Raw genomic sequence first — 16,246 nt, 5'->3', positions numbered from 1 at the left:
ACAAACGGCGCGCTACCGCGCACCTTCAATTCGCCTCGTCGACGGTGACCTCGATCAGATGCCGTTCGGCATCGAGCATTGGCACCGTCAGCCGGATCGTCTGCTTTACTCGGCTGCCTTCCGGCAACCGTGCAATTTCGTCGTCCGGGTGGACACCCTTCATTGCCCAGATCGATCCGCCGGGCGCGACGAGATGTCGAGCAAGTTTAACGAAGTCGGATAGATCCGCGAAAGCGCGGGATACGATCATGTCGAATTTTTCCGGCACTTCGACACCCGGCTGCAGCGATTCGACACGCCCGGTGACGACAGACAGGTTCGCGAGCTTCAGCTCGGCGCGCATCTGCGTCTGGAATGCAGACTTCTTCTGCACGATATCGTTCAGCGTGACCTGCCAGTCCGGCTGGACGATCGCCAGCACGATACCGGGCAATCCACCGCCCGAACCCACGTCGAGCACGCGCGCCGATGCACGGTCGCGCAGATGCGGAACGATGGAGAGCGAATCGAGAATGTGCTGGATCAGCATCTGCTTCGGGTCGCGGATCGCGGTCAGGTTGTAGACCGCGTTCCACTTGCCGAGCAGCGCGACATAGTCGAGCAGCTGGTTGCGTTGTGCATCCGTCAACGTGATGTCGAGCGCGGCCGTGCCGTCGACGAGCATCTGTTCGAGTACGTCCCGATTAACCGCCGGCGCGCGACGCGCCGTCATTGTTGCGTCGGGACGGTGCCATCCCCCTGTTCCGTCACTTCCGCGGCGGCGCCGTTACGACGGCCGAGGCCGCGGCGCTTCAAGTGCACCATCAACAGCGAGATCGCAGCCGGCGTGACGCCCGAGATCCGCGATGCCTGGCCGATCGTTTCCGGGCGGAACTCGTTCAGCTTCTGGCTCACTTCGAACGACAGACCACGCACCTCGCGGTAGTCGATACCGTCCGGCAGGCGTGTGTTCTCATTCGCATCGTTGCGCTCGATCTCGCTGGCCTGCCGCTCGATATAGCCCTGATATTTGATGCCAATCTCGACCTGCTCCTTGATCTGCTCGAGCAGCACAGGATCGTCGGCCAGCGGCTCTGCAGGCGCACATTCACCGCCCTTCAGGCCGCAAACACCGTCGTAGCTGATACCGGGGCGGCGCAGCAGTTCGGCGAGGCTGTACTCGTGATCGATCGCCTTGCCGAGCAACGCAGTCGCCTCTTCCGGCGGCAGCGTCTTCGGCGTAACCCATGTCGACTTCAGTCGTTCGGTTTCACGTGAAACAGCATCGCGCTTCCGGCTGAACGCATCCCAGCGCACGTCGTCGACGAGGCCCAGCTCGCGGCCGATCTCGGTCAGGCGCATGTCCGCGTTGTCTTCACGCAGGCTCAGACGGTACTCGGCACGACTCGTGAACATCCGGTACGGCTCGGCCACGCCCCGCGTGACGAGGTCGTCGACCAGCACGCCAAGATAGGCCTGGTCGCGACGCGGGCACCATGCGTCCTTCTCCTGCACGTAGCGGCCCGCATTCAGGCCGGCCAGCAGCCCTTGTGCGGCTGCTTCTTCGTAGCCGGTCGTGCCGTTGATCTGGCCCGCAAAAAACAGCCCGTTGATCGCCTTCGTCTCGAGCGACGCCTTCAGCGCGCGCGGGTCGAAGTAGTCATATTCGATCGCGTAGCCGGGGCGCAGGATGTGCGCGTTCTCGAGGCCGCGCATCGAGTGCACGAGCTCGAGCTGCACGTCGAACGGCAGGCTCGTCGAAATCCCGTTCGGATAGAACTCGTTGGTCGTCAGCCCTTCCGGCTCAAGGAAGATCTGGTGCGATTCCTTCGATGCGAATCGGTGGATCTTGTCCTCGATCGACGGGCAATAACGCGGGCCGACACCTTCGATCACGCCTGTATACATGGGCGAACGGTCGAGGCCGCCGCGAATGATGTCGTGGGTGCGCTCGTTCGTGTGCGTCACCCAGCACGGCAGCTGCTGCGGATGTTGCTCCGCACGGCCCAGAAACGAGAATACGGGGATCGGATCGAGGTCGCCCGGCTGCTCGTCCAGCTTCGAAAAGTCGATCGAGCGGCCATCGATACGCGGCGGCGTACCGGTCTTCAGGCGGCCCTGCGGCAGCTTCAGCTCCTTCAGGCGAGCCGACAGCGACACGGCCGCCGGATCGCCCGCGCGACCGCCCGTGTAGTTGTTCAGGCCGACGTGAATCTTGCCGTCAAGGAACGTACCGGCCGTCAGCACGACCGCACGTGCGCGGAAGCGGATGCCGATCTGCGTCACGGCGCCGACCACGCGGTCGCCTTCGACCATCAGGTCGTCGACAGCCTGCTGGAACAGCCACAGGTTCGGCTGGTTCTCGAGCCGATGGCGGATTGCAGCCTTGTACAGGATGCGGTCAGCCTGCGCACGCGTCGCGCGCACGGCCGGGCCCTTCGACGAATTGAGGATCCGGAACTGAATACCACTCTCGTCCGTCGCGGCGGCCATCGCGCCGCCGAGCGCATCGACTTCCTTGACCAGATGGCCCTTGCCAATGCCGCCGATCGACGGATTGCAGCTCATCTGGCCGAGCGTCTCGATGTTATGGGTCAGCAGCAGCGTCTTCGCACCCATACGGGCCGATGCCAGCGCGGCTTCCGTGCCGGCGTGCCCGCCGCCGACGACGATGACGTCAAATTCTGTGGGAAAAAGCATGGTGGATTCCGTGCGCAGGACTGCACACGAACCTATCTGAGAAATGTATGGGCCGAATTATAGCGGGTTCGCTTTTCACCCGAAGACCGTCCGAATGGTAGGGCCGGTTCATTTGATCGCTTTTTTCGCCCGATCGGCCGAGCTGTGCCGTGCGGCCCGCGTCGGCGGCGCTGCCGCCGCCTCAGCGCACATCGTCAGGCTGTGCAAAATCGCGCACCCGGCAGTGGTTTTACGAAACCCGCCGTCGCCACGCCATCACAGCATTTCGGATCGACCGTCCTGCACTTATCCCCTGTGCCGCTTGGCTTGCGGAGATAGAACACGGTCGCGCGTACAGCGCTCACTACCCTGTGCAACCCGACGTGTTGAGGCCCCACTCGTCACAGGACTTCCACTTGTTGCTCCGGCACTTATCCCCACGCCCGATTCACCGACGCATCGCCCTCTTCCAGAAAACAAACGCGGCGTGTTTCACGTGAAACACGCCGCCCGTTTCCCGCCGACGACTCCATCCATCAAGCCGTCTTCTTCACCAACCCCAGATATGTTTCGATCACGCGCGGATTTTGCGCCAGCTCGGCCGCCGGCCCTTCCAGCGCAAACTCCCCCGTCTCCAGAACATAGCCGTAGTCCGAGATCTGCAGCGCAGCCCGAGCGTTTTGCTCAATCAGCAGCGTCGCGACGCCAGTGCCGCGCAACGCGCTGATGATATGAAAAATCTCCTTCACGATCAGCGGCGCCAATCCGAGGCTGGGCTCGTCGAGCATCAGCAAGTCGGGCTTGCCCATCAGCGCGCGCCCCACCGCGAGCATCTGCCGCTCACCACCCGACAGCGTGCCGGCTGCCTGCTTGCGCCGCTCCCTGAGCCGCGGAAACAGCGCAAACACATGATCGAGCTGATCGAGGAAGTTCGACTCGCCTGCGAGCTTGCGGCGATACGCGCCCAGCACGAGGTTATCCTCGACCGTCATCGTGCTGAACAGCTCGCGCTTTTCAGGCACGAGGCACATTCCACGCGCGACACGCTGCTCGACCGGCAGTGCGCTCACGTCCTTGCCGCGGTACACAACTGCGCCTGACGCATGCCCAGTCACCGGCAGCGCGCCCATGATTGCGTTCAGTAGTGTCGACTTGCCGGCCCCGTTCGGGCCGATCACGCTGACGATCTGCCCGGCGCCGACCTTGATCGCCGCGCCGTGCAGCGCCTCTACCTTCCCGTAACGCACCGCCACGCCGCGCACGTCGAGAATTGGCATCGTCGTATCCGTCATCACTCCACCCCGCCCAGATATGCTTCGAGCACCGCCGGATCCTGCTGCACGTCCTGCGGCAGTCCTTCCGCGATCCGTGTACCGAATTCCATCACCACCAGCCGGTCGGTGAGGTTCATCACGAAATCCATGTCATGTTCCACGAGCAACACGCTCATCCCTTCCGCCTTCAGGCGCCGCAGCAAGTGGGCGAGCTGCTGCTTCTCCTGGTAGCGCAGCCCGGCGGCCGGCTCGTCGAGGAGCAGCAGCGTCGGATCGCAGCACAGCGCGCGCGCGATTTCGAGAATCCGCTGCTGGCCGAGCGCGAGGCTGCCCGCTTCGTCGTACATGTGCCTCTCCAGCCCGACGCGGCGGATCTGGCGTGCCGCCTCGGCCAGCAGCTGCGCTTCCTCGTGCGCATTGAGCCGCGCGATGCTGCGCCACACGCCCGTATGGCCGCGCAGGTGCGCGCCGATCGCGACGTTCTCGAGCACCGTCATCGTCGGCAGCAGCTTCACGTGCTGGAACGTACGACCGATCCCCCGCCGGACGATCTGGCGCGACGTGAGTCCGTTAATCCGCTCGCCGCGGAACGTGATCGTGCCGCCGGTCGGCTGCAGCACGCCGGTCACGAGGTTGAACGTGGTCGACTTGCCGGCGCCATTCGGGCCGATCAGGCCGATGATCTGCCCCGCTTTCACGTCGAAGCTGACGTCGTTGACGGCCACCAGGCCGCCGAACTGCTTGCGCGCGTTATCGACGACGAGCAGCGGCTCGCCCGCCACCGGCTTCGCGCGCTGCGGCAACGGATCGGCATGGTCGGGCACATGTGCGCGCGGCCCGCGCGGAAACAGCTTCGCGACGAACGGCCACACGCCCTGGCGTGCGTACTGCAGCAGGAGCACCATCAGCACGCCGAACACGATGATCTCGAAGTTGCCCTCCGAGCCGAGCAGCTTCGGCAGCAGCGTCTGCAGATAGTCCTGCAGCACCGTCAGGATCGCCGCACCGAGCACCGCGCCCCACACATGCGACACGCCGCCGACCACGGCCATGAACAGGAATTCGATCCCGTGGTTCAGGCCGAACGGGGTCGGGTTCACCGCGCGCTGCAGGTGCGCGTACAGGAAGCCCGATACCGCCGCGAGCACTGCCGCGTAGACGAAGATCACGACGCGCATCCATGCGGTGTTCACGCCCATCGCCTCGGCCATCACGCCACCCCCGCGCAATGCGCGGATCGCGCGGCCCGGCCGGCTGTTGAGCAGGTTCTGCACCGACACGATCGCGGCCAGCACGACGGCCCAGATCAGGAAGTACAGGCTTCGGCCGCTTCCCAGCTCGATGCCGAACAGGTTCAGTGCCGGAATCCCGTTGATCCCGTCGTACTTGCCGAGCAGTTCGAGGTTGCCGAACAGGTAGAACAGCGCGAGGCCCCACGCGATCGTGCCGAGCGGCAGGAAGTGCCCGGACAGGCGCATCGTGACCGCGCCGAGCACGAGCGCGACGAGCGCCGTCAGCACGACGCCGACGATCAGCGCGAGCCACGGCGACACGCCGTAGCGCGTCGTCAGGAATGCGGTCGCATATGCGCCGATGCCGACGAATGCGGCCTGCCCGAAGCTCGTCATCCCGCCAACGCCCGTCAGCAGCACGAGTCCGATCGCGACGATCGCGTAGAGGCCGATGTAGTTCAGCAGCGTGATCCAGTATTCGGGTACCTGCAGCGCGCCGGGCAGCACCGGCAGCGCGAACAGCGCCACGAGGAACACCCAGAAGGTCTTGTTGCGTACCATCGTCTTCATCGCGTCACTCCTCTTCCTCTTCCGTGTGCGGTGTCGCGAAACTGCGCCACAGCAGCACCGGGATGATCAGCGTGAACACGATCACTTCCTTGTACGCGCTCGCCCAGAACGACGAATACGATTCGAGCACGCCGACCAGCAGCGAGCCGGCGGCCGCGAGCGGGTAGCTGACCAGCCCGCCGATGATCGCGCCGACAAAACCCTTCAGGCCGATCAGGAAGCCGGAGTCGTAATAGATCGTCGTCAGCGGACCGACGAGGATGCCGGACAGCACACCGAGCCCGGCCGCCAGCGTGAACGCGAGCCGCCCGGCTTCGGTCGTGCCGATGCCGACGAGCCGCGCGCCGAGACGGTTCACCGATGTCGCACGCAGCGCCTTGCCGGCGATCGTGCGGCCGAAGTACACGTAGAGCGCACCGATCAGCACCAGCGCGGTCACGACCACGAGGATGCTCTGCACCGACACCGTCATGCTGCCGACTGACAGCGACGCATCCGCGAAGCCGTTGGTGCGCGAGCCTTCCGCCCCGAACATCACGAGCCCGAGGCCGACCATCGCGAAATGGACGGCGACGGACACGATCAGCAGCAGCAGCGTCGTGCCTTCGGCGATCGGCTGATAAACGAGCCGGTAGACGAACGGCCCCATCGGCACGACGATCGCGAGCGTCAGCGCGATTTGCGCAAGCATCGGCATCGGCTGCGCGGCGAAGCTGCGCGTGATCGCGAACACAGCGAGCGGCAGCAGCACGTAACGGCTGCCGAGCGTTGCGAGCGTGCGGCCGAGCTGATGGCGGCGTTCGCGATGGCGGATCAGGCCGCCGACTTCCAGCAGGAAGCACGCGATGCCCATCACGAACAGCAGCCAGCAGGTGGCGGGGAATTTCTGCGCCTGCAACGCTGCAAGCGTGAGCGCACCGTAGGCGACGAATTCGCCCTGGGGAATGAAGATCACCCGCGTGACGGAAAACACCAACACCAGCGCCAGCGACAGCAATGCATAAATGGCGCCGGTCGTGATGCCGTCTTGCGCGAGGATCGCCGCAATCGAGAGATCCATACGTATCGTGTATCGAGAATGCTGCGGAGAAACGAAAGACAGGAATGGCCGCGGCGCACGAACGGCATGATCGACGCGTCGGGCGACACGCGGCGGGCCCCGGCGACTCCATGAGGCGCGGGAGCGGCCCGTCAGGCCCGCTCCGCTGCCGTCGGCGCGCACGGGGCTGTTGGCGCCGTGCACGCCGGTTTCACGTGGTGCTTACTCGGCCTGCAGCTTCCACTTGCCGTCGACGATCTGCACCATCACGCGCGCACGCGTGTCGAAGCCGTTGTGATCGCTCGGTGTCGTGTTGATCACGCCGTGCGACACGGGCAGGTCCTTCACGCTCTCGAGCGACGCGCGCAGCGCCTCGCGGAACGCCTCGGTGCCCGGCTGGCCCTTCTTCAGCGCCTCGGGAATCGCACGCTGCAGCAACAGCCCCGCATCCCATGCATGGCCGCCGAAGGTCGACAGCGAACCTGCGCCGTACGCCTTCTCGTACGCGGCCTTGTAGCCGAGCGCCGGCTTCTTCACCGGGTTCGAATCGGGCAGCTGGTCGGTCACGAGCACCGGGCCGGCCGGCAGGATCTCGCCTTCGCAATCCTTGCCGCATACGCGCAGGAAGTCGTTGTTCGCGACGCCGTGCGTCTGATACACCTTGCCCTTGTAGCCACGCTCCTTCAGCGTCTTGGCGGGCAGCGCGGCCGGCGTGCCGGACCCGGCGATGAGCATCGCGTCGGGATTCGAGCCCATCAGCTTCAGCACCTGCCCCATCACCGACGCGTCGGTGCGGTTGTAGCGCTCGTTCGACACGAGCTTCAGCCCGTTCTTCTCGGCCGCCGCGCTGAACGTCTTGTACCAGCTGTCGCCGTACGCATCGGCGAAGCCGATGAAGCCGACCGTCTTCACGCCGTGCTTCGCCATGTAGCCGGCGATCGCATCGGCCATCAGCTGGTCGTTCTGCGGCACCTTGAACATCCATGCGCGCTTCGCGTCCATCGGCGAGATGATCTGCGCGCTCGCCGCGAGCGAGATCGTCGGCGTCTTGCCCTGCGATATCGGATCGAGCATCGCGAGCGAGTTCGGCGTGACGGACGAACCGATGATCGCGTCGACGTGATCCTCGTCGATCAGCTTGCGCACGTTCTGCACCGCGCGGCTCGTGTCGGACGCATCGTCGAGCACGATGTACTGGACGCTCTTGCCCGCGATTTCCTTCGGCAGCAGCGCGATCGTGTTCTTTTCCGGAATCCCGAGCGATGCGGCCGGCCCGGTGGCCGACAGCGTCACACCGATCTTCACCTGCGCCGACGCCGTGGCGGCCGCGCACACGAGGCCCGCGGCAAGCAGAACCTCCATCCATCGATTCATCTTCATTTACGTTGTCTCCAAACGCAGCTCGAAAAATCCGCGGGTCGCTCGGGCGGCTCCCGGTCCTCAAACAAGTTAATAATTTAACTATCTCGCCGTGCCGCGCCTACGCTCGTTTTCCCGTGAAACGCCGGCATCGCCATCAAGCCCCGGCGATACCACGCGCGCGCCGCGGCGTGTGCCGAAGCGGTCGTGCGACCGCCACGATGCGCGGCAGCAGTGTCGTCAGGATGAACAAAACGGAGAAACGCGACGTTGCGCGAGACGTGATCGATGCGGACGCAACGATCATCGGCCGGGCCGGGTTCGGCTCCACAAGCGGGCGGTGCAGGATCGAAAAATCGGCCGTTCATGCGAACGCGAACGACACGTCGGATGCGAATGCAACGGCCGCAGAGACAGTCGTGCCGGCAAATCGCGCCGGAACGCGCATGCCGGCCGCAGGACGGCTCGTGAACGCCAGGGCATACCCGTGCACTCCCGCCCCTGAACGAGCGGCGCCAGCCGCCCCTCGCACCCCGATCCATCGTCCCGCGCGTCTCATCCAACCGCACTCCCTCTTCTGCATTTTGCTTGTAGGAGAACTGCCGACCGTTTTCCCGACCGCACGGTCGGCGAAAGCTGAGTGTAACGGACGCTTTTTGCGCACGCCAACCGGGTAAGCCCGGACGGCAATGCACGCGGCTGCGCGCCGGCGGCGATCGACCGGCAGAAACGGATGAAAACGGGGAGACGGGATGAGGCGCGAGCGAGGTGGGGCAGAATGCAGCGCCACTCCCCTGCACCAGCAACGGAAATTCGCGCACCAAATGAAAAAGCGCTGTTGGATTCCGTCCAACAGCGCTTTGGGGTCCGGGCACTTTGTGCCTCGATTGTCTCCTCGTTCTCCACCTGCAAATTCGTTTCGCGGTGCATCAGAACTGAAACGAAGATTAAAGGAGCTTTCACCCTGCGACAACTTAGCATTTACCCCTATGGTGCATCGCCGCACGAAAATGGGGCACCAGCCCGACCGCACGGCACCGGCCCGAGGCCGCCAAGACGCCCTTCCCGGCCGCGCCGGATGGTGCTTCGCATCAACGCGCCGCAACGGCCTCGGCGATGCAATCAGGATGGCCTGAGCGTCTTGACCCGCGCGACCATCTCGCCGACGATCCCGCGCCTGAACGCAAGCACGCATGCGATGAAGATCAGCCCCGTGACGATCGTCGCCGATTCGCCAAGCGAGTGGAACCAGGCGATGCCGGTTGCCGATGCTAGCCATTCGCCGATGTCGCCGAGCCGGTCCTCCAGCGCGACGATCAGCGCCGCGCCGAGCAGCGGCCCGAACAGCGTGCCCATCCCGCCGACGAGCGTCATCAGCACGACGAGGCCCGACATCGTCCAGTACGCGTCCGACAGCGTCTCGAAACCGAGCACCAGCACCTTCAGCGAACCGGCCAGCCCCGCGAGCCCGGCCGACAGGATGAACGCGAGCAGCTTGAAGCGGTCGGTGTCGTAGCCGAGCGAGATCGCGCGCGCCTCGTTCTCCTTGATCGCGACGAGCACCTGGCCGAACGGCGAGTGCACGATCCGCACGATGAACGCGCACGCCGCGACGATCACCGCGAGCACGACGTAGTAGAGCGCGACGTCGTTCGACAGGTCGACGAGCCCGAACAGATGCCCGCGCGGCACGCCCTGCAGGCCGTCCTCGCCGTGCGTGAACGGCGCCTGCAGGTAGATGAAGTAGATCATCTGGGCGAACGCGAGCGTGATCATCGCGAAGTAGATGCCCTGCCGGCGGATCGCGAACAGGCCGACCACGAGCCCGAGCAGCGTCGCGGCGAACGTGCCCGCGAGCACGCCGAGCTCCGGCGTGAAGCCGAGCGTCTGGATCGCATAGCCGGTCACATAGCCGGCGGTCGCGAGAAACATCGCGTGGCCGAACGACAGCAGCCCCGTATAGCCGATCAGCAGGTTGAACGCGGCCGCGAACAGCGCAAACGTGAGCACCTTCATCACGAACACCGGATAGGCGCCGATGAACGGCGCGGCGAGCAATGCCGCGAGCAGCACGCCGTAGAGCACTTTTCTCTGCATCATTTTTCCTTGCCGAACAGGCCCGCCGGGCGAATCAGCAGCACGATCGCCATGATCACGAACACGACCGTGGCCGATGCTTCCGGATAGAACACGCGCGTGAAGCCTTCGATCACGCCGAGCAGCAGCCCCGTGATGATGGAGCCGAGGATCGAGCCCATCCCGCCGATCACGACCACCGCGAACACGGTGATGATCATCGGCTGGCCCATCAGCGGCGACACCTGGATCACCGGCGCCGCGAGCACGCCCGCGAACGCCGCGAGCGCCACACCGAAACCGTAGGTCAGCGTGATCATCATCGGCACGTTCACGCCGAACGCCTCGACGAGCTTCGGGTTCTCGGTGCCGGCGCGCAGATAGGCGCCCAGGCGCGTCTTCTCGATCACGAACCAGGTCGCGAGACACACCGCGAGCGACGCGACGACCACCCACGCGCGGTAGTTCGGCAGGAACATGAAGCCGAGATTGGTCGCGCCGGACAGCTGCGACGGCACGTCGTACGGCTGGCCGGACGACCCGTAGATCGAGCGGAACACGCCTTCGACGACGAGCGTGAGGCCGAACGTGAGCAGCAGCCCGTACAGGTGATCGAGCTTGTACAGCCAGCGCAGCATCGAACGCTCGATCAGGATCCCGAACGCACCGACGATCAGCGGCGCGAGCACGAGCATCGCCCAATACGGCAACGCGAAGTACGACAGCCCCATCCACGCGAGCATCGCGCCCAGCATGAACAGCGCGCCGTGCGCGAAGTTGATCACGTTGAGCAGCCCGAAGATCACCGCGAGCCCGAGGCTCAGGATCGCGTAGAACGAGCCGTTGACGAGCCCGAGCAGCAACTGGCTCAGCATCGCCGGCAACGGAATGCCAAAGATTTCCATCGACTTAGCCGTCAGTATGAGTTTCGTTGCGTGCGCAACGTTCAAGCCGCCGCGCGCGCGGGCGGTGCAGCGGGCACATCGCTGCGGCCGCCGCCACGCGGCGCTATGTCGCGCTTACTTCCACAGCGCGCAGCGCGATTCCTGCTTGGTGCCGAATGCCTGGTCGCCCGGAATCGTCGCGAGCACCTTGTAGTAGTCCCACGGCTCCTTCGATTCCGACGGCTTCTTCACTTCCATCAGGTACATGTCGTGAATCATGCTGCCGTCCTGGCGAATGAAGCCCTTCGCGTAGAAGTCGTTGATCTTCATCTTCTTCAGCTCGGCCATCACCTTGTCGGAGTCGGTCGTGCCGGCCGCCTGCACGGCCTTCAGGTAGGTCGTCACCGACGAGTAGTCGGCCGCCTGCAGGCTCGACGGCATCTTCTTCATCTTGCCGAAATAGCGCTGCGCCCACTGGCGCGACGCCGCGTCGCGGTTCCAGTACCAGCTGTCGGTCAGCACGAGGCCCTGCGTCGTCTCGAGGCCGAGGCTGTGCACGTCGTCGATGAACATCAGCAGCGCGGCGATCTTCATCGACTTCGTGATGCCGAATTCCTTCGCGGCCTTGATCGAGTTGATCGTGTCGCCGCCCGCGTTCGCGAGGCCGAGGATCTGCGCCTTCGACGACTGCGCCTGCAGCAGGAACGACGAGAAGTCCGACGCCGACAGCGGATGCCGCACCGCGCCCAGCACCTGGCCGCCGTTCGCCTTCACGACGTCCGACGTATTCTTCTCGAGCGCCTTGCCGAATGCGTAGTCGGCGGTCAGGAAGAACCAGCTCTTGCCGCCCTGCTTCACCACGGCCGACCCGGTGCCCTTCGCGAGCGCCATCGTGTCGTATGCGTAGTGGACCGTGTACGGCGTGCACTGCTCATTGGTCAATGTGTCGGCGCCCGCGCCGATGTTGATGTAGACCTTCTTCTTCTCGGCCGCGACCTGGTTCATCGACAGCGCCGTCGCGGAGTTCGTGCCGCCGACCAGCAGGTCCAGCCCGCCGCGGTCCATCCACTCGCGCGCCTTCGATGCGGCGATGTCCGCCTTGTTCTGGTGGTCGGCATAGACGACCTCGATCGGCTTGCCGAGCACCTTGCCGCCGAAATCGGCGACGGCCATGCGGATCGCCTCGAGGCCGCCCTGCCCGTCGATGTCCGCGTAAAGCCCCGACATGTCGGTGACGAAACCGATCTTCACGCTATCCGCGGCGTGTGCGGCGCCGGCGGTGAACGCTGCGGTCGCGACCGCGAGACACGCGTGTGCGAGGGTCTTCATTTTCATTGACGTCTCCTGTTCTTCTGATGCGTTGTGGTTGTTCGAAGGCCGCCACGGCTAGCGGCAAGGGAAACGGGGCGGCGTCACACCCCGAGCAGGTCGTGAAGGATCGGCATCTTGCCTTCCAGTTCGGATGAGCGGAAATGCTCGACGATGCGGCCATGTTCCATCACGTAGAAGCGGTCGGCGAGCGGCGCGGCGAAGCGGAAATTCTGTTCGACCATCACGACCGTATAGCCGCGCGCCTTCAGCGCGACGATCATTCGCGCCAGCGCCTGCACGATCACCGGCGCGAGGCCTTCGGAAATCTCGTCGAGCAGCAGCAGGTTCGCGCCGGTGCGCAGGATCCGCGCCACCGCGAGCATCTGCTGCTCGCCGCCGGACAGCCGCGTGCCCTGGCTCTGCCGGCGCGACGCGAGGTTCGGGAACATCGCGTAGATCTCGTCGAGCGACATCGCGTGCTCGCGCGCGCCGATCGGCGGCGGCAGCATCAGGTTCTCCTCGCACGACAGGCTCGAGAAGATCCCGCGCTCCTCCGGGCAATAGCCGACGCCGAAATGCGCGATGCGATGCGTCGCGAGGCCGATCGTCTCGTTGCCCGCGACCTTGATCGAGCCGCTGCGCCGGCCGGTGAGGCCCATGATCGCGCGCAGCGTCGTGGTGCGGCCCGCACCGTTGCGGCCGAGCAGCGTGACGACCTCGCCACGATGAACGCTCAGGTCGACACCGTGCAATATGTGGGATTCCCCGTACCAGGCCTCGAGGCCCGTGATCTCCAGCGCGGGCGTGCCGCTTTCGACGCCGCTCAATTCGCGTTCCTCCCGTTCGCTGTGCTTCATGCGTGCGCCCCCGCGAGTGCCGCATCGGCGCTGCCCATGTAGGCCTCGATCACCAGCGGATTCTTCGACACTTCCGCATACGATCCTTCGGCCAGCACCTCGCCGCGCTGCAGGACGGTGATCGTGTCGGAGATGCCCGCGATCACGTTCATGTTGTGCTCGACCATCAGGATCGTGCGGCCGCTCGCGACTTTCTTGATCAGCGCGGTCACGCGGTCGACGTCCTCGTGGCCCATCCCTTGGGTGGGCTCGTCGAGCAGCATCAGCTCGGGTTCCATCGCGAGCGTCGTCGCGATCTCGAGCGCGCGCTTGCGGCCGTACGCGAGCTCGACCGTCGGCACGTGCGCGAAATCGGTGAGGCCGACCTGCGTGAGCAGGTCCATCGCGCGATCGTCGAGGCGCCGCAACGTGCGCTCACTGCGCCAGAAGTGGAATTCGGTGCCGAGCGCGCGCTGCAGGCCGATGCGCACGTTCTGCAATGCGGTCAGGTGCGGGAATACCGCCGAGATCTGGAAGGAACGGATGATGCCGCGACGCGCGACCTGCGCGGGCCGCTCGTCGGTGATGTCGATCCCGTTGAAGACGATCTGGCCGGCCGTCGGTGTCAGGAACTTGGTGAGCAGGTTGAAGCAGGTGGTCTTGCCCGCGCCGTTCGGTCCGATCAACGCATGGATCGCACCGCGGCGCACACGCAGGTTGACGCCGTTCACGGCGGTGAAGCCCCTGAATTCCTTCGTCAGTCCGCGTGTTTCGAGAATCGTGTCGCCGAGAATCATGTTCCCTTCCGTACGAAGTCAGGCGAAGCACCGGGAAGATTCGCGCAAGCGACCGCGAACAGAACCGCGGATCAGCGGGCTGCCCCCGGGGCGCCGTATTACGCCTCGAGGGTGGTCTCCCGCGCCGACGCGTATGCACACTGCGCAACATTGTCGCGCCGTTGGTGCAGTGCAATCATCGGGATTTGCACTTATAGGGCTGGCCGCCATATAGGACGCGGCTGAGCGCGTATTTCGACGCGTTTTTTTTGACACGTGCATCATCGACGGTCGTCCGATCGCACGCCGCGTGCCTGCGAAAACACAGGCACGTTACGCTGCGCGTCATGTCGTCACGCAACAGGAAGATTGCGAGCAATGCGTGGCATGCGGCGCGATCGCCATGCGTGTCGTCGATCCGCTGCGATCCGCATGCACCGGCTTGTTTCGCATAGCGAATCAGCGGGCAGCGGGATGACGGCCCGCTGTCGCGCGTGTCAGCGTGGCGTCATGCAGCCGTCATCACCGCTTCCGTTCGCACCTGTGTCGCGTCATGCGCAGCACGTCGATCGGCGCGGATCATGTCGCTCGCACGCTCGGCGACCATCAGCGTCGGCGAATTCGTGTTGCCCGACGTGATGAACGGCATCACCGATGCATCGACGATCCGCAGCCCCGCGATGCCGCGCACACGCAGCCGGCTGTCGACGACGGCACGCTCGTCGTCTGCACGCCCCATCCGGCACGTCCCCACGGGATGGAAGATCGTCGTGCCGACCGCACCCGCCGCTTCGATCAGTTCCGCTTCGGTCTGGTACCGCGTGCCCGGAAGTATCTCCTCCGGACGGTAGCGCGCAAGCGCCGGCGCGGACGCGATCCGGCGCGTGAGGCGCAACGCATTCGCCGCGACATGACGATCGTGGTCGGTCGACAGATAGTTCGGTGCGATCGACGGCGCCGCGCCCGCATCGGGGCTTGCGATATGCACGCTGCCGCGCGAGCTGGGCCGCAGATGGCAGACGGACGCCGTAAAGGCGTTGAAGCCGTGCAGCGGCTCGCCGAAACGCTCCAGCGACAGCGGTTGCACGTGGTATTCGAGATCGGGGCGCGTGAGCGCGGGATCGTCCGGATCAGACTTCGCGAACGCGCCGAGCTGCGAAGGCGCCATCGACATCGGCCCGCGCTGCAGCAGTGCATATTCGGCGCCGATCATCAGCTTGCCCCACCAGTGCGCGGACAGCGTGTTCAGCGTGCGGACGCCTTCGACGCGAAATGCCATCCGCAACTGCAGGTGATCCTGCAGGTTCTCGCCGACACCCGGCAGATCCTGCACGACGCCGATGCCGAGCGCCTGCAACCGTGTGCCCGCGCCGATGCCCGACAGTTCGAGCAGCTGCGGCGAATTCACCGCACCGGCGGTGAGCAGCACTTCGGCGCGCGCGCGCGCGACGTAGTCGGTGCCGCCGCCGCGATACTCGACACCGACCGCGCGCCGCCCGTCGAAGATCACACGCTGCGCTTGCGCGCCGGTGATCACGGTCAGGTTCGGGCGTGCCATCGCGGGCCGCAGGAACGCCTTCGACGTATTCCAGCGCACGCCGCGCTTCTGGTTCACTTCGAAATAGCCGACCCCGGTGTTGTCGCCGCGGTTGAAATCGTCGGTCGCCGGGATGCCCGTCTGCTGCGCGGCCTGCGCGAACGATTCGAGGATCTCCCAGCGCAGCCGCTGCTTCTCGACGCGCCAGTAGCCGCCCGCGCCGTGCGCATCGCTCGCGCCCGCGTGGTGGTCTTCGCTGCGCTTGAAGATGGGCAGCACGCTGTCCCACGACCAGCCGGCGTCGCCGGTTTCCTGCGCCCAGCTGTCGTAATCCTCACTCTGGCCGCGCATGTAGATCATCCCGTTGATCGACGAGCAGCCGCCAAGCACGCGGCCGCGCGGATACGACAACGCGCGGCCGTTGAGCGCCGCCTCGGGCTGCGTCTTGTACAGCCAGTCGGTGCGCGGATTGCCGATGCAATACAAATAGCCGACCGGGATGTGGATCCAGTGATAGTCGTCCTTGCCGCCGGCTTCGAGCAGCAGCACGCGGATCTCGGGATCCTCGGTCAGGCGGTTGGCAAGCACGCAGCCCGCGGTGCCCGCGCCGACGATCACGTAATCGAATTCGCCCTCGAGCGTGCGTTGAGTACTCACGAGTGTCTCCATGGATTGTTGTGTATCGCGCATGCGA

Annotated in this window: 12 protein-coding genes; all 12 read right to left on the bottom strand. The window is 65.3% G+C overall.

Annotated features, from left to right (window positions below; all coding sequences use genetic code 11):
• Positions 1-25: 25 nt before the first annotated feature.
• Complete coding sequence (gene rsmG / locus ACV22W_RS14930) at positions 26-712, bottom strand: 16S rRNA (guanine(527)-N(7))-methyltransferase RsmG (RefSeq protein WP_448020141.1); 687 nt, start codon at positions 710-712, stop codon at positions 26-28.
• A complete protein-coding gene (gene mnmG / locus ACV22W_RS14925) occupies positions 709-2,679 on the bottom strand; it encodes a tRNA uridine-5-carboxymethylaminomethyl(34) synthesis enzyme MnmG (RefSeq protein ID WP_175907808.1) in 1,971 nt (656 codons plus the stop codon). Before mnmG ends, rsmG begins: the two co-directional genes overlap by 4 nt.
• Positions 2,680-3,194: 515 nt before the next feature.
• Positions 3,195-3,950, bottom strand: a complete 756-nt coding sequence (locus tag ACV22W_RS14920) for an ABC transporter ATP-binding protein (protein ID WP_448020139.1) — start codon at positions 3,948-3,950, stop codon at positions 3,195-3,197.
• Positions 3,950-5,734: a branched-chain amino acid ABC transporter ATP-binding protein/permease gene (locus ACV22W_RS14915; RefSeq protein WP_448020138.1), complete on the bottom strand. Its 1,785-nt coding sequence runs from the start codon at positions 5,732-5,734 to the stop codon at positions 3,950-3,952. The genes ACV22W_RS14920 and ACV22W_RS14915 overlap by 1 nt, the downstream gene beginning before the upstream one ends.
• Before the next feature lie 4 nt (positions 5,735-5,738).
• Positions 5,739-6,794, bottom strand: a complete 1,056-nt coding sequence (locus ACV22W_RS14910) for a branched-chain amino acid ABC transporter permease (RefSeq protein ID WP_059531226.1) — start codon at positions 6,792-6,794, stop codon at positions 5,739-5,741.
• Positions 6,795-6,995: 201 nt separating this feature from the next.
• Positions 6,996-8,153: an ABC transporter substrate-binding protein gene (locus tag ACV22W_RS14905; protein ID WP_448020136.1), complete on the bottom strand. Its 1,158-nt coding sequence runs from the start codon at positions 8,151-8,153 to the stop codon at positions 6,996-6,998.
• 1,101 nt (positions 8,154-9,254) lie between these two features.
• Positions 9,255-10,229, bottom strand: coding sequence for a branched-chain amino acid ABC transporter permease (locus tag ACV22W_RS14900; protein WP_448020134.1), 975 nt, complete (start codon positions 10,227-10,229; stop codon positions 9,255-9,257).
• Complete coding sequence (locus ACV22W_RS14895) at positions 10,229-11,113, bottom strand: branched-chain amino acid ABC transporter permease (RefSeq protein ID WP_448020132.1); 885 nt, start codon at positions 11,111-11,113, stop codon at positions 10,229-10,231. The genes ACV22W_RS14900 and ACV22W_RS14895 overlap by 1 nt, the downstream gene beginning before the upstream one ends.
• Before the next feature lie 114 nt (positions 11,114-11,227).
• On the bottom strand, positions 11,228-12,427 hold the full coding sequence (locus tag ACV22W_RS14890) for an ABC transporter substrate-binding protein (protein ID WP_448020131.1): 1,200 nt from the start codon (positions 12,425-12,427) through the stop codon (positions 11,228-11,230).
• 77 nt (positions 12,428-12,504) lie between these two features.
• Positions 12,505-13,260 (bottom strand): ABC transporter ATP-binding protein, encoded by a 756-nt coding sequence (locus ACV22W_RS14885; RefSeq protein WP_448020129.1) that lies wholly within the window; start codon positions 13,258-13,260, stop codon positions 12,505-12,507.
• The gene (locus tag ACV22W_RS14880) at positions 13,257-14,036 is read right to left on the bottom strand and encodes an ABC transporter ATP-binding protein (protein WP_040142748.1); all 780 of its coding nucleotides are present in this window, start codon (positions 14,034-14,036) and stop codon (positions 13,257-13,259) included. The genes ACV22W_RS14885 and ACV22W_RS14880 overlap by 4 nt, the downstream gene beginning before the upstream one ends.
• Positions 14,037-14,523: 487 nt before the next feature.
• Positions 14,524-16,209, bottom strand: a complete 1,686-nt coding sequence (locus ACV22W_RS14875; protein WP_448020128.1) for a GMC family oxidoreductase — start codon at positions 16,207-16,209, stop codon at positions 14,524-14,526.
• Positions 16,210-16,246: the final 37 nt, after the last annotated feature.

This window comes from Burkholderia sp. AW49-1 (assembly GCF_053427845.1).
This window is presented reverse-complemented; position numbering and strand designations above follow the sequence as displayed.

Coding starts and splice junctions, on each gene's coding strand:
- rsmG (WP_448020141.1), bottom strand. CDS start 712: ATGACGGCGCGTCGCGCGCCGGCGGTTAATCGGGACGTACTCGAACAG.
- mnmG (WP_175907808.1), bottom strand. CDS start 2,679: ATGCTTTTTCCCACAGAATTTGACGTCATCGTCGTCGGCGGCGGGCAC.
- ACV22W_RS14920 (WP_448020139.1), bottom strand. CDS start 3,950: ATGACGGATACGACGATGCCAATTCTCGACGTGCGCGGCGTGGCGGTG.
- ACV22W_RS14915 (WP_448020138.1), bottom strand. CDS start 5,734: ATGAAGACGATGGTACGCAACAAGACCTTCTGGGTGTTCCTCGTGGCG.
- ACV22W_RS14910 (WP_059531226.1), bottom strand. CDS start 6,794: ATGGATCTCTCGATTGCGGCGATCCTCGCGCAAGACGGCATCACGACC.
- ACV22W_RS14905 (WP_448020136.1), bottom strand. CDS start 8,153: ATGAAGATGAATCGATGGATGGAGGTTCTGCTTGCCGCGGGCCTCGTG.
- ACV22W_RS14900 (WP_448020134.1), bottom strand. CDS start 10,229: ATGCAGAGAAAAGTGCTCTACGGCGTGCTGCTCGCGGCATTGCTCGCC.
- ACV22W_RS14895 (WP_448020132.1), bottom strand. CDS start 11,113: ATGGAAATCTTTGGCATTCCGTTGCCGGCGATGCTGAGCCAGTTGCTG.
- ACV22W_RS14890 (WP_448020131.1), bottom strand. CDS start 12,427: ATGAAAATGAAGACCCTCGCACACGCGTGTCTCGCGGTCGCGACCGCA.
- ACV22W_RS14885 (WP_448020129.1), bottom strand. CDS start 13,260: ATGAAGCACAGCGAACGGGAGGAACGCGAATTGAGCGGCGTCGAAAGC.
- ACV22W_RS14880 (WP_040142748.1), bottom strand. CDS start 14,036: ATGATTCTCGGCGACACGATTCTCGAAACACGCGGACTGACGAAGGAA.